At 65.7% G+C, this 12,678-nt stretch carries 10 protein-coding genes and 1 tRNA gene; 3 read left to right on the top strand and 8 right to left on the bottom strand.

What is annotated here, in order from left to right; translation table 11 throughout:
- Nucleotides 1-111 precede the first annotated feature (111 nt).
- Both LDH66_RS02510 and LDH66_RS02505 read right to left on the bottom strand, forming a co-directional pair.
- Nucleotides 112-186 (bottom strand) — tRNA-Glu (locus LDH66_RS02510).
- A gap of 175 nt (nt 187-361) precedes the next feature.
- Nucleotides 362-1,588 (bottom strand): helix-turn-helix transcriptional regulator, encoded by a 1,227-nt coding sequence (locus LDH66_RS02505; RefSeq protein ID WP_226479501.1) that lies wholly within the window; start codon nt 1,586-1,588, stop codon nt 362-364.
- Nucleotides 1,589-1,776: 188 nt separating this feature from the next.
- Here LDH66_RS02505 and LDH66_RS02500 point away from each other — a divergent pair, with 188 nt between their 5' ends.
- Nucleotides 1,777-2,355: an MBL fold metallo-hydrolase gene (locus LDH66_RS02500; RefSeq protein ID WP_226479500.1), complete on the top strand. Its 579-nt coding sequence runs from the start codon at nt 1,777-1,779 to the stop codon at nt 2,353-2,355.
- 63 nt (nt 2,356-2,418) lie between these two features.
- On the opposite strand, the gene LDH66_RS02495 is transcribed toward LDH66_RS02500, so the two are convergent.
- Nucleotides 2,419-3,249 carry an ATPase gene (locus tag LDH66_RS02495; RefSeq protein WP_226479499.1) on the bottom strand — a complete coding sequence of 277 codons (831 nt, stop codon included), beginning with the start codon at nt 3,247-3,249 and terminating at the stop codon, nt 2,419-2,421.
- On the bottom strand, nt 3,246-3,512 hold the full coding sequence (locus LDH66_RS02490) for a DUF5827 family protein (RefSeq protein ID WP_226479498.1): 267 nt from the start codon (nt 3,510-3,512) through the stop codon (nt 3,246-3,248). Before LDH66_RS02490 ends, LDH66_RS02495 begins: the two co-directional genes overlap by 4 nt.
- 316 nt (nt 3,513-3,828) lie before the next feature.
- On the opposite strand from LDH66_RS02490, the gene LDH66_RS02485 reads away from it, so the two are divergent.
- Complete coding sequence (locus LDH66_RS02485; RefSeq protein WP_226479497.1) at nt 3,829-5,577, top strand: histidine kinase N-terminal 7TM domain-containing protein; 1,749 nt, start codon at nt 3,829-3,831, stop codon at nt 5,575-5,577.
- 45 nt (nt 5,578-5,622) lie between these two features.
- Here the strand turns inward: LDH66_RS02485 and LDH66_RS02480 are convergent, their stop codons facing one another.
- The gene (locus LDH66_RS02480) at nt 5,623-6,762 is read right to left on the bottom strand and encodes an RNA ligase (protein WP_226479496.1); all 1,140 of its coding nucleotides are present in this window, start codon (nt 6,760-6,762) and stop codon (nt 5,623-5,625) included.
- A gap of 128 nt (nt 6,763-6,890) precedes the next feature.
- On the opposite strand from LDH66_RS02480, the gene LDH66_RS02475 reads away from it, so the two are divergent.
- Nucleotides 6,891-7,577 (top strand): RNA ligase partner protein, encoded by a 687-nt coding sequence (locus LDH66_RS02475; RefSeq protein ID WP_226479495.1) that lies wholly within the window; start codon nt 6,891-6,893, stop codon nt 7,575-7,577.
- A 251-nt stretch (nt 7,578-7,828) separates the two neighbouring features.
- On the opposite strand, the gene LDH66_RS02470 is transcribed toward LDH66_RS02475, so the two are convergent.
- The 3 genes from LDH66_RS02470 to LDH66_RS02460 form a co-directional block, all read right to left on the bottom strand.
- A complete protein-coding gene (locus tag LDH66_RS02470; protein WP_226479494.1) occupies nt 7,829-10,906 on the bottom strand; it encodes an FAD-binding and (Fe-S)-binding domain-containing protein in 3,078 nt (1,025 codons plus the stop codon).
- A gap of 277 nt (nt 10,907-11,183) precedes the next feature.
- Nucleotides 11,184-11,786: a superoxide dismutase gene (gene sod / locus LDH66_RS02465; RefSeq protein ID WP_226479493.1), complete on the bottom strand. Its 603-nt coding sequence runs from the start codon at nt 11,784-11,786 to the stop codon at nt 11,184-11,186.
- A 215-nt stretch (nt 11,787-12,001) separates the two neighbouring features.
- Entirely contained in the window at nt 12,002-12,409 is a 408-nt protein-coding gene (locus LDH66_RS02460) for a DUF7344 domain-containing protein (RefSeq protein WP_226479492.1), read from the bottom strand.
- Nucleotides 12,410-12,678 lie beyond the last annotated feature (269 nt).

Genomic DNA, 12,678 nt, shown 5'->3' with positions numbered 1-12,678 from the left:
GCGCTACCAGCGGAGACGAACGGCACGCCGGTTCCGGAATGAATTGTCGCTTTTTAGCACTCAAATAGGAGATACCGTTTCGGCGAGAATCGACGAAGCGGAAAAGTGAGATGCTCCGACTGGGATTCGAACCCAGGTCATTGCCGTGAGAGGGCAATATGATTGGCCGGACTACACCATCGGAGCTCGACGCATCACCTCTCTCCGCGCCCTGCATTACGTCGCCCCGCAGGACACCGGAGCGGGCTTCGTCTTCACTCAATCGTAGCGCAGTACGATGTTTAAGGATTCCGTTTCGTTCCGAGAGTGTCGAACAGTCCCACGCGAGAACCTATCAGCACGCCGCTGACAGCGGTCGCCGTTATTCCTCGAACGGCGATTTCGTCGCTTCGGGTTCGAAGCCCTCGAGACTGATGATATTCTCGCGACCGACGCGGAGTTTGCTGATGGTTCCTTCGTCTTCCATGTCCGAGAGGAGCATGCTGACCTTGGACTTCGACCAGCCGGTCTCTTCGACGATGTTGACCTGTTTCATCCGGCCGCCGTTCTCTCGGATGAGCGTGACGACGCGGTCTTCGTCGGTCATGAGGTCTTCGTCGGAGAGTGGAGCGCCGGCGCCGGTGTCGTCCACGGCCGTCGCCCCTGCGTCCGCGCTCGAGTCGGTGGTCGCGTCGGCTGCTGGTGCCGTCGATTCGGCCGAGCGATCGGTCGCAGTGCCGACGGCGGTATCGCCGGCACCGGGGCCGTATCGGCGGTACCAGACGACGGCCGCGATCCCGGCTCCGGTAACGAGGAGACCGAGGAGATACCAGATGATGTCACCGCTCATCGCACCGACTAACCCCTGATTGTCGTTCCCGACGGCCCCACCGGTCGAGCTGGTGAGTTCCGCACGCGGGCGGCCGTCGGCGAACTGCCGTTCGCCGCTCCACTCGACTGACCCCGTGTTCTCGAGCGAGGTGCTATCGTACCGGCCGTCGGGTTCGGGGGCGACGGAACGGAACTGGAGGTCACCACCCGCCTCGAGTTCGATCGACTGGTCGGGTGCCAGATAGAGGTCCCGAAAGACGTCGCCGACGACGATCGTCTCGCCCTCGACGGCGGCAAAGTTCGTCCACGTGAACGACATTTCGACGACACCGCGCGGATTGATCCGTCCTTCGTCGACACGGATAGACCGGTTGAAGTTCGTCGCGTCCATCTCTCGGCCGGTCTCCTGTGAGCCGGCCGCCGCCAGTTCATTCGATTGATTGATGAACGCCTCGTACCGCCCGGTTTCATTGGCCTCGAACGCCTCGGCGAACGCCCTGAAGTTCCGTTCGGCTTCGGTCGCGTTCTCCTCGTTCGCGAACAGTCGCTCGTGACGGAAGGTCCACGTCGCGCTCCCGTTCTCGTACACCGTGATGTCGAAGGTCGTGTCGTCCCAGTCTCGTTCCTGTGAAACGAAGGGGCTCGGATCCGCGGTCGCGGGGTCCGCGGCTGACTGGGCGGCCAGTCCGGCGGTCGTCAGTGCGACCGACCCGCTGACGCCGGCAACGGACGCGAGGATAACGAGAACGACGAGTCCGACAGAGACCGGCCGATTCATTCGTCTACCACTACGTGCCGCAGCTAAAAATCCTTGTGAATACACGGATCAGTCGATCTGACTTCCAAATCGGCAGATATGTGCCGTCTTAGCCCCTCAGGAGTTCGTTTCGACGGGGGCAGTTCGCCGTCCGGTGGTCACTGATCCGTGTCGATACCCACAAACCCGACGACCGCCTACCGGATCGCATGATCGCTAATCTCGCGCAGGGCGTGCAGGCGTTTACCAGTAACGTCTTTCTGGTGACCGGGGACCGACCCGTGCTCGTCGATACGGGCGCGAACTTCGACGTCGTCGACGCCGTCCGCTCCCGAGTCGACGACCTCGAGGCGGTGATCCTCACTCACACGCACCGCGATCACGTCGGTAACCTCGCCGCGGTGAAAGAGGCGTTCGACGTCGACGCGTGGGGGTACGACACCGCAATCGAGGGCGTCGATCACGCTATCGCGGACGAGGAGACGGTTCGACTGGGCGACGACGAGTACGTCGCGCTCCACACGCCCGGCCACAAGAACGACCACCTCTGTTTTCACTCGGAGACGGCGAGCGTACTGTTCGCGGGCGATCTCGTCTTCCAGAACGGGAGCTTCGGCCGCACCGATCTCGAGGAGGGCGATCGCGAGACTCTGATACAAAGTATCGATCGGGTGCTCGAGCGGATCGATCCCGGTCTCGCGGAAATGCACACCGGCCACGGGCCGAGCGTGACGACCGATCCCTACGATCACGTCGAACTGTCGGCCCAGATGGCGCGGCAGGCCTGAGTTCGGGCAGCACGCCCCTCGATTCACAGTCCTATTCGTCGCTTCCGACAACACGGCGGCTACTCAGACTCGTCCGGCGACCTCGAGCAACGCCTCGTAGGCGTCGTCGTACGCGCGTGCGACCTGCGCGGGATCGTTCTGTCGGTCGCTCCCGAGCGCCGGGAGTGATACGCGGTCGATGGGGTCGAGATAGTCGAGGACGTCCGGAACGCGTTTTTCGATGGCCCCGTCTCTGGGACTCGAGCTGGCGATCTCGCAGGCCCGACAGTAGCGATCGCCGGGATAGATCCGCGCGCGACCGGGTTCGACGGCCGCCACGGCGGCGATCGAGGAGGGTGAAAGCGCCTCGAGCGGCCGCGCGATGTCGCTGTAGGATTCGACGACAGCGACGTCGGCCGCTTCGATCTCGGCGGCCAGTCGCTCGAACGCGGGGAGGTACCGCTCCTCGGCGAGGTCGTTGAACTCGCCGACGCTCTCGACGTGGACGGCGTCCTCGAGCGGGAGCGCCTCGGCGACCCGTGCCGGCACTTCGGCGGTCGCGTTGCGGACGAACAGCGGGTCGTCGCCGTCGCGCCCGACTCGGTCGACGAGAAATTCCCTGTCCGCTCGACCGAGCAGTCCGGTGCCACCGTCGGGGGCGGGTCGCCACAGTCGATGAACGGGATTCAATCGCTCCGGTGACCGACCGCGGCCGTCCGCCGTCGAGAGGCGCGCGGCGTCCTTGCCGTAGAGTCGGCCGTCGGCCAGCGCTCGCCGGCAGTCGTCGTGATCGAACCAGAAGTCGTTGCCGGCGCGGGGTTTGTAGCCGACCGCGCCGGTTCGCTCGAGCAGGCCGGCCGAGAACGTGGTCTTGCCGGCGTCGACGCGATCGGCACCGACCACGAGGAGGATCATTCTCTCAGGCCGTAGTAGCCGGGCTCGTCCTCGTCGCGGGGTTCGGCGACCACGAGATCGTCGGCGTTGGTCATGACCCACGGAATCGCCCAGTCGAGCAGGATGTCCTCAGTCTCGGGCTCGAGTTCGGCGTCGGGTTCGACGCCCTGTAGCATACGAGCGATCTCGTAGACGGTGTACATCTGATCGTCCTCAAGGAGCTCCGCCGGCGTGTAGAAGTCACACGGCGGAAGTTCGTCGAATTCGGATTTGGGTACGGGCATGTGTCGTCCGTACTGGGGGGCGACGCCTAAATGATTCGTTCGCGTGCGGCCGCGTGGCGCCCGACTTCCGGAGCTCGACCACGCTCGAGCCTGGGTTCACGCCGGTGGCCACAGCACGTCGTACCGTTCCGCGGGAGCGGTGTCGATAGCAATCGGCTGCGACCGCTCGTGAGACCCTACCGGCAGTATCCTTCGCTACGGCCCTGTACCGGGGGTCTGACGGGGGGTCGCGTCGAACGATCGCCGTCCAGAGCGAGCCGCGACTGCCGCCGGGACGGCCGTTGCACTTTATGTAGTCGCCGTTCGACTGAGAGCGATGGCACTGGGTACGGGAGGCGACGCGATACAGGCGGTCTACGTGATTGCAGTCCTCAACAGCGTCGTCCTCGCCGGCGTGCTGTGGCGACATCGCGATCGCCCCGGTGCAGCGCCGCTGCTCGCGAACGTACTCGCAGCGGCGGTGTGGACCGGAACCGGGCTCGCACTGATGCGGCTCGAGTCGGGGCCGCTCGCCCGCGCGCTGTTCGCGCTCATGTTTCTCGGCATCGGATTCGCGACGATGACGCTGCTCGTGTTCACGCTCGAGTACACCGGGCGAGAGCGCTTTACCCGGCCGACGATCCTGGCTGCGCTCTCGATCGAACCGCTCCTGGCAGCCCTCTTCGTAGTCGTGAACCCGGACGCCCTCTTTTATACCCTGCACGAAGGGGTCGTCGAGTGGGGTCCCGCGTTCTGGATACATACGGCGTACTCCTATACCGTCCTCGCCGTCGCGACGGGCCTGATCGGCGAGTTCCTGTACCGATCGCGGTCGCTGTACCGCGGCCAGAGCGCCGCGTTGCTCGCGGGCACGGTCGCGGCCTGGGTCGCGAACGGCGTCTACACCCTCGGACCGATCGAGGTCGACACGACGCCGATCGGCTTCATCGCGACCGGCGCGCTGTATGCGATCGCGATCGTCCGCTACCGGCTGACCGACGTGGTCCCGATCGCCCGGGATCGAGTCCTCGATAGCGTCACCGACGGCGTCTTCGTCGTCGACGACGACAATCGACTGATCGACGCCAATCCCGTCGCCCGGAGCCTGCTCGCGGACGTCGACGGCTCGCCGATCGGTGCCACCGTCGACTCGCTGTTGGCCGACTGGCCCGCGCTGTGCGAGGAGTTCCGAACGCTGACCGCGGCCGGCGAACCGGCCGAACGGGAACTCGAGGTCGACGGCGAGCACTACCTCGTGAAGACGACCCCGATCGAGGACGGCCGCGATCGCCACGTCGGCTGGCTGTTCGTCGTCCGCGACATCACCGAGCGAAAGCGCCGGGAAGCCGAGTTACAGCGCCAGAACGACCGTCTCGAGCGGTTCGCCGACCTCGTCTCTCACGATCTGCGTAATCCGTTGAACGTCGCGGACGGCTACCTCGACCTCGCTCGGGAAGCCGACGATAACGCGGCGTATCTCGACGAGATCGAGCGATCCCACGAGCGAATGGAGACGATCATCGAGGACGTCCTCGCGCTCGCTCGCGAGGGGGCGGACGTGACCGAGCCGGAGCCGGTCGCGCTCGCAGATATCGCCGAACGGGCGTGGAACGGTGTCGAGACCGGGGCGGCATCGATCGCTATCGACGCCGACGTCACGATCCTCGCCGATCCGGAGCGAACCACGCGACTGCTCGAGAACCTGTTCCGCAATTCGCTCGAGCACGGGGCTCAGCGTGCGGACGGCGCCGGCCTCGAGATCACGGTGGGAACGCTCGGCGACGCCCGCGACGGATCCGTCGCGGGGTTTTACGTCGCGGACGATGGCAGCGGAATTCCGTCGTCCCGGCGCGATCGGGTCTTCGAGGGGGGTTACACGACCGACGAGGACGGGACAGGGTTCGGACTCGCGATCGTCGCCGAGATCGCGACGGCCCACGACTGGACCGGCACCGTCACGGAGAGCGACACCGGCGGTGCCAGATTCGAGTTCCGCGGCGTCGAACCGGCCGCCGGCGCGATCTCCTCGGACGCCGACTCCGAATCGGACGCGTCGGCCGGCGTGACCGAATCGTCGCAGCCCTGATCCGTTCGGTAACTCGCGGTCGATCGCGTGTGCGAGCGCTGCCCGTCACTCGTCTCGCGTCCCCCCGTCGAGATAGTACCGGATCCGGTCCCGGCTCGATTCGGCTACCTTCACGAACTCGACGACCCGCTCGCCGTCCTCGCGGCGGTCGGACCGGCGGTCGATCGTCAGCGACTGCTCGTCGAAGTGCTCGAACAGCGCGTCGATCGCGTCGGGATCGCCCCTGACGGTGTGGCGTTCGCCGACGGGTTCGCCGTCTCGGACGTCCTCGATGGTCGAGACCATCGGCCGGAGAATCGACTCGCCGAGGGCTCGAGCCCGCTCTCGGAGCCGGTCGTCGGTTTCGTCCGACTCGGCGGCCTGAAACGCGTCGCGAACGATCCGGGAGAAGACGAAGTCGCGGCCGTGCTCGAACGGCAGCGAGAACGCGTAGGCGAGTTCGTCGTGATGCTGGGACTCCGTGGTATACTTGACCATCGACTCGCCGTCCGCCGACTTCAGGACGACGCCCTCCCGGCCCGCCGCATCGAGGTCGTCGATCGCGTCTCGAACCGTCTCGACGGCCGCGGACGGCTCCGAGCGCCCGAAAAACCGGGGCTGGGCGAACCCGTACTCCGCACAGAGGGATCGTCGATCGGCCACGGACAGCGGGTCGCCGGACTCGCGGTCTCGGACGTCGAACACGCGGAACTCGTGGGAGTCGACTCCCTCGTAGTCGTGGGTCGTGTATGGCGTCTCCGGCCCGATCAGTTCGGTACAGAGGGTCTTCGTCGGGTGGTCCGCGAAGAAGTCCTCGAGCGGAAGCAGGTCGCGCGCCCGATCCGTCGTGTACGGACAGACGTAGCCGCTTCTGGTGAACGCGAGGGGGTCGCTCTCCTCGTCTCCGGGGACCGCGACCCGGACGTTGAACCCGTCCAGTTTCTCCTCGATCGCGACGGTGTCGCCCGCTTCGAAGAACGAGGGAATACCCGGGTCCAGCACGAGGATCCGCGGAACGCTCGGATAGCCGCGGACGACGCTCTCGCTCTCCTCGACGATGACCGTCCCGCGCTCGACGCCGTGGCGAGCGGCGGTGAGAACGTAGTGTGTCCGGCCCGCCGCCGACCGCTGCTCGACGTGCTCGAAGAAATCGTCGGGCTCGTCGGTGGTGGCCTCGAGCCGCTCGAGGTAGTCCTTGCGGTCCATGCCTCGTCCGACCACGTTCCCGGTGAAAAACACCGGGCCGGCCATCGATCAGCGGTCGGGTCGGTCATCTCCCTGTGCGGACCCCCGGCGGGATGAGGCCTATGTGGATTCCCGCCCAACTGACGACTATGCCCGGGGAACTGCCGCGCCAACAGTTCGTCCTCGACACGTCGCTGTTCATCACCGAGGAGATCCGTCAGGACGACGAATCGCTCGAGGACGCCGTCGTCCGGTTGCTCGACCTCGTCGCGACCGCTCGGCTCGAACTCAACATCTCCTGTTACGTGCCGCCGTCGATCCACGACGAACTCGCGACGATGCTGCGCGAGCGTGACGTCGACGAGGCAGTGTTCTCGCGGCTCGATACGTGGGTCGTCCGCAAGAGCCCGGACCGGTACGGCGTCACGATTCCGGCGAACATCGTCTACAATTTCATCGACGAGATGAGCGACCGGGTCGACCGCGGGCTCCGCGTCTCCGAAAAGGCGATCCGCGAGGTCGAACAGCTCGATCCCGAGGCGCTCGCCAGCGGTTCGAACGACGACGGGAAAGAGGAGTACATGACCGACGCCGACCGGATCCTCTCGGACATGCGCGACAAGTATCGCCGGGCGCTCCGACAGGGCGTCCTCGACTCCCGTGAGGACTTCGACCTGCTGATCCTCGCTCGCGAACTCGACGCCGGCGTCGTCACCGAGGACCGGGGCATCATCTCCTGGGCCGACGAGTTCGGGCTGCGCTACGTCCGCGGCGGGCAGTTCCCGACGCTGCTCGAGGAGTACCTGCGGGCGGCCGGCGTCGACGACGAGAGCTGATCCCCCACGGTGCGGTGGCGCGCGCTGAGACGCGGTTCGCCGCGACGGCGAACCGCGGCGCGACTCTGCGCGAGGTCTTTGCGAACGGGGTGAGCAAAGGCTCGGAAGGCGCTTTGCGCCTTCCGTTGGACGAGCGAGGGAGCAACGCGACCGAGTGAGTCGGTTGGGGAGGGCGTGGCTACTCCGTGTTGCCACGATGAGCAGGACACTCACGTTGCGTCCACTCTCGAACCGGCGAACGCGTCCCCCGGCTACTCCTCGAGTCCCCGCGCGAGCAGTTCGACGGGGTGGGCGGGCCGGTCGTAGCCCTCGAAGTCGCCCACCTGCGTCCGACAGGAGGTGCCGGGTGCGACGACGGTCGGCTCGCCGTCCCCGCCTTCCTCATCGGCCGCACTGGCCTCGAGTTTTTCGCGCAGCAAGGAGCCGATGGCCGTCGAGAGCTCGTAGTGTTCAGCCTCGTAGCCGAAGCTACCGGCCATGCCACAGCAGCCCGAGTCGACCGGATCGACGGCGTAGCCCGCCCGGCGGAGCACGCCGACCGCGTGGTGGTCCGCGCCGCGGGCCGTCTGGTGACAGTGACCGTGAAACGTCAGGTGCGTGTCCGCGGTCGCCGACTGGTCGAACGACAACTCCTCGTCCAGCCGGTTCGCGTCGAGGTACTCGCAGACGCCGAACGCGTTCGCCGCGAGCGCGTCGGCCCGATCGTCCTCGAGCAGCGATCGGTACTCGTCGACGACCATCGCCGCGTCGGAGGGCTCGACGAACAGGACCGACCAGCCGCGCTCGAGGAACGGCTCGAGGTCGTCGAGCAGCGCCCGGCCCTGCTCGGCGGCGACGTCGAGCATCCCGGTCGAATACGCCGCTCGTCCGGTCGGACCGAGATCGGGGATCGCGACGCGGATCCCCGCGGCCTCGAGGACCTCGACGGCGGCTTTCCCGATCTCGGGATTCGAGTAGTTCGTGTCCGTGTCGGGATAGAGGACGACGCCAGCCGTCGCGGTTTCGGCGTCGACCGTCGATCCGCCCCGCGCTCGCAGTGATACCGCTCGCGTTTCCGAGACGCCGTCGGCGTCTCGCTCCGCGAACCAGTCCACGAGCGACTCCCGCCGGAACGTCGGTAGCGTCCGATCGGCCGCGATCCCGACGGTCTTCTCGAGGGCCGTCCGCGCGCCCGGGAGCGCCGTCGCGCGGTTGGCTATCGGCGCGAACGCGCTCCCGAGCGCCGCGAGCCGGTCGACGTTCGCGAAGAGCCGTTCGCGCAGGCTCGTCCCCTCGCGGTCGTGGTACTGGTGTTTGACTTCGGCCTTGAGCTTCGCGAGATCGACTCCGGTGGGACAGTCGCTCTGACAGCCCTTGCAGCCGATACAGAGGTCGAGCACCTCGTCCTGAAACCGTTCGCCGTAGAGTTCCTCGGGGTCGATTTCGCCGCTGATCGCCGCCCGGAGCAGGTTCGCTCGCCCGCGGGTGGTCGCGATCTCCTCCTCGGTCGCCCGGTACGTGGGACACATCACGTCGCCGTCGGTCTGCCGACAGGTGCCACAGCCGTTACAGAGTTCCACGAGGTGCGAGAACCCACCCTCGTCGTCGAAGTCCAGCGTCGTCCGCGGCTCGAGCGAGGCGTAGTCCGGCCCGTAGCGGAGGTGTTCGCGGATGTCGGTCGGATCCTCCTCGCGATAGACTACTTTGCCGGGGTTCAGCCGCCAGTCCGGATCGAACGCCGACTTGAGGTCCTGAAAGGCGGCCCAGAGATCCGGCCCGTACAGCTTGGGATTGAACTCCGTCCGGGCGAGGCCGTCGCCGTGCTCGCCCGAGAACGACCCGTTGTGCTCGCGGACGAGGTCGGTGACGTCGTCGGCGATAGCGCGCATCTTCTCGACATCGTCGCCCTCCTTGAGGTTCAGAACCGGCCGGATGTGGAGCGTGCCGACGCCGGCGTGGGCGAAGTAGGCCGCCGTCGTGTCGTGTTTCTCGAGGACCTCCTGAAACCCGGCGACGTATTCCGCGAGTTCTTCGGGCGGAACGGAGGCGTCCTCGACGAACGGGTACGGCTTCGGATCCCCCTCCATGCTCATCAACAGCGGGATTGCGGCCTTCCGGAGCTTCCAGAGCCGATCCTGTTTCGTCGGCGAGAACGCCTCGATCGAACCGAACGCCGAACCCTCGTCGACGAGCCCGGTCGTCGCACCGGCGATCGCGTCGGGCAGATTGTCGACGACTTCGGAGTCGAACTCGAGCATCAGCGCCGCCTCAGTTCCGTCCGGAATCGGCTCCGCGTATTCGGCGTACTCGGCCGACTCCGCGGCCAGCCGGAACACCTCCCGGTCCATGAGCTCGACCGCGCTGGCCTCGAGTTCGAGCGCCTCGGGAACGGCCGCGAGCGCCTCGAGCAGGTCGTCGTAACAGTAGACGGCCAGCGCGGTCTCCTCGGGCCGGGTCACGAGCGAGAGCGTCGCTTCGACGACGACTCCCAGAGTTCCCTCCGCGCCGACGAGCAGTTTCGAGAGGTTGAGTACCCGGTTCCCTTCGGGGTCCTCCCGAATCACTTTCTGTAGGTTGTAGCCGCTGACGCTCCGCTTGAGATTCGGATACCGCTCCTCGATCTCCGCTGCGTTGTCCTCGACGAGTGCGCGTACCGTCCGGTAGAGTTCGGCCTCACGGTCGTCCTTGGCGACGATCCGATCCCACTCCGGGCTATCGAGGACGACGTCTCGCGTCCGGATCAACGAGCCGTCCGCGAGGACGACCTCGCACTCGTCGACGTAGGCGTCCGTGATCCCGTACCGAACCGAGTGTGCGCCCGTCGAGTTGTTCCCGATCCCGCCGCCGATCGTCGCTCGATTCGAGGAGGCCGGATCGGGCGCGAACCGGAGACCATCGGGCTCGAGTGCGGCGTCGAGATCGTCCTGGACTACGCCCGGCTGGACGACGGCGGTTCGCTCGTCCGGATCGATCTCGAGGATATCGTCCATGTGTCGCGACAGGTCAAGGACGACGCAGCCGGGACCGACCGTCTGCCCGGCGAGCGACGACCCCGCGCCGCGGGGCAAGACCGGCACGCCGTGGTCGGCCGCGACGCGCATCGCCGCGCGGACGTCATCGGTGTCTCTGGGAAAGACGACGCCGGCGGGCTGTGCGCCGTAGATACTGCCGTCGGTCGCGTAGAGGACACGCGTGTACTCGTCGAATCGCACGTCTCCGCTGCAGGCGGCCCGGAGATCCGCCGCGAGTGCCTCGCCGGCGTTCCCTGCGCTCGTCTCGAGCGGCGATCGCTGTCGCTGTTGGTCCCGATTCTCGACCGTCGCGTCGACGCTGCTGTCCTCGGCGGCCATATGGCATGTGTGATCTATCCACGCGAAGTTAAACCATGATAGTCACTCGGCGGACATGTCGCGTACGGCGGTCCGTCGACCGAGTACTCGCGAACGCCCGGTTCTCGAGCAAGGATGACGGCTATCGTCCCACCTGACCGATTTCCGCGCCGCTCGCACGGTCGTCGTGCGATCGGGTGCGGATCGGCGTTCAGTGACCCCTCTAGTGGCAGCGCTCTCCGTGTCGCGGTCGGCGATAAAAGTCAGGATTGACTGGCTCGTCGCTTCGACTGCCGACTTACTCGAAGTGGCCGAGGCAGGTCTGGTACTCCTCTTCGGCCTTCTCCCAGTTGACGACGTCGAAGAAGGCGTCGATGAAGTCGCCGCGGTCCGGACCGTAGTCGTAGTAGTAGGAGTGTTCCCAGACGTCCAGCGCGAGCACGGGATGCGCGCCCCAGAGCGCGCCTTGGTCGTGCTTGTCGACCGCGATGTTGCGAAGCTGCTTCGCAACCGGATCGTATACCAGCAGCGCCCAGCCACCGGCGGCACCGGCAGCGGCCTCGAACTCGCCCTTCCAGCCCTCGTAAGAGCCGAAGTCCTCCTCGATACGGTCGGCGAGGTCGCCTTCCGGCTCGCCGCCGCCGTCGGGGGACATGTTCTCCCAGAACAGCGTGTGGAGATAGTGGCCACAGCCGTTGTGGGTGACGTTTTTGAGGGCTCCGGGGGTCGAGCCGAAGTCGCCCTCCTCGCGGTTCTCCGCGAGGGTCTCCTCGGCGGAGTTCAGGCCGTTGACGTAGCCCTGGTGGTGCGTATCGTGATGCCAGGTCAGCACCTGTTCGGACAGAGCCGGTTCGAGCGCGTCGTAATCGTACGGTAATGGTGGAAGTTCGTGATCAGCCATAGTATGCACCTCACGTTCTGCATCGGTATCTCGCTTGTTAAGTTTTGAGGAGTGAGACGATATCACACCTCATAAAGTCACGACCGTCCCGTCTTGCGATTTACCGACGCTCCAGTGGACCAACCACGGGCTGAATCTTAAACCTTTCAGCGATCCCCCCCTACGGCGTCTCCCACCGTCGTGCGACCGCTAGCGACGGCACCGCTCTCCCCGAATCACTCGAATTCCTTGTGGTGTGCGTGCTCGAGCCACTCCTCGAGCGACGGTTGGCTCCAATAGCGAACCGTCTCGCTGCGCCGATCGTGTTCGAGAACCCCCGCGTCCTCCAGTTTCGGCAGGTGGACGTGTTGGAGTTCCATCTGGATCTCGGCTCGCCGGTCCGGTGAGTCGCGACCGGCTGCCAGACCTGCAGTCGACTCTTCGTCCGCATCGCTACGCGTCGTCGCCTCCTCGAGGTTGATGACGTTCTCGGCGAGGTTTTCGATCGTGGCGACGCCGTCCGGCTGGTCGTTGAGGTAGTAGAGGACGTATCGCCGTCGACTGTTCGAAAGCAGATCGAAAACGAGGTCGAGCGACGGCATCACGCCCGCCGTCAACGCGGCTGTTCCCTCCGTTTCACGCATCCACGAACCACCTACCGTGTGTTACCATTCGAAACCACCAAGCTACTATTCGACAGCCGCCACATTAGACCTTACGTCTCCCTAGAAAAATACCTGTGTTAAATCTGTATATAATGTTCGAGATCCTAACGGTTGGGCATCACAGATGCGACTGTTGAAGCCGTAAAACGATGTATTGATGAATTTTAGCAAAGCAGATGACGGGAGAACGATATCCATGACTCTCCATTTGAACCGGTTCCCAATCCGATCGGTTCGTTATCTGTCTA

The organism is Natrinema amylolyticum, assembly GCF_020515625.1.
Lineage (GTDB): Archaea > Halobacteriota > Halobacteria > Halobacteriales > Natrialbaceae > Natrinema > Natrinema amylolyticum.
The sequence above is the reverse complement of the archived record's forward strand: the minus strand, read 5'-3'. Positions and strand labels throughout refer to the sequence as shown.

What these genes read in the sequence shown, in the direction of transcription:
- LDH66_RS02505 (WP_226479501.1), bottom strand. Translation starts at nt 1,588, where the DNA reads ATGAATCGGCCGGTCTCTGTCGGACTCGTCGTTCTCGTTATCCTCGCG.
- LDH66_RS02500 (WP_226479500.1), top strand. Translation starts at nt 1,777, where the DNA reads ATGATCGCTAATCTCGCGCAGGGCGTGCAGGCGTTTACCAGTAACGTC.
- LDH66_RS02495 (WP_226479499.1), bottom strand. Translation starts at nt 3,249, where the DNA reads ATGATCCTCCTCGTGGTCGGTGCCGATCGCGTCGACGCCGGCAAGACC.
- LDH66_RS02490 (WP_226479498.1), bottom strand. Translation starts at nt 3,512, where the DNA reads ATGCCCGTACCCAAATCCGAATTCGACGAACTTCCGCCGTGTGACTTC.
- LDH66_RS02485 (WP_226479497.1), top strand. Translation starts at nt 3,829, where the DNA reads ATGGCACTGGGTACGGGAGGCGACGCGATACAGGCGGTCTACGTGATT.
- LDH66_RS02480 (WP_226479496.1), bottom strand. Translation starts at nt 6,762, where the DNA reads ATGGACCGCAAGGACTACCTCGAGCGGCTCGAGGCCACCACCGACGAG.
- LDH66_RS02475 (WP_226479495.1), top strand. Translation starts at nt 6,891, where the DNA reads ATGCCCGGGGAACTGCCGCGCCAACAGTTCGTCCTCGACACGTCGCTG.
- LDH66_RS02470 (WP_226479494.1), bottom strand. Translation starts at nt 10,906, where the DNA reads ATGGCCGCCGAGGACAGCAGCGTCGACGCGACGGTCGAGAATCGGGAC.
- sod (WP_226479493.1), bottom strand. Translation starts at nt 11,786, where the DNA reads ATGGCTGATCACGAACTTCCACCATTACCGTACGATTACGACGCGCTC.
- LDH66_RS02460 (WP_226479492.1), bottom strand. Translation starts at nt 12,409, where the DNA reads ATGCGTGAAACGGAGGGAACAGCCGCGTTGACGGCGGGCGTGATGCCG.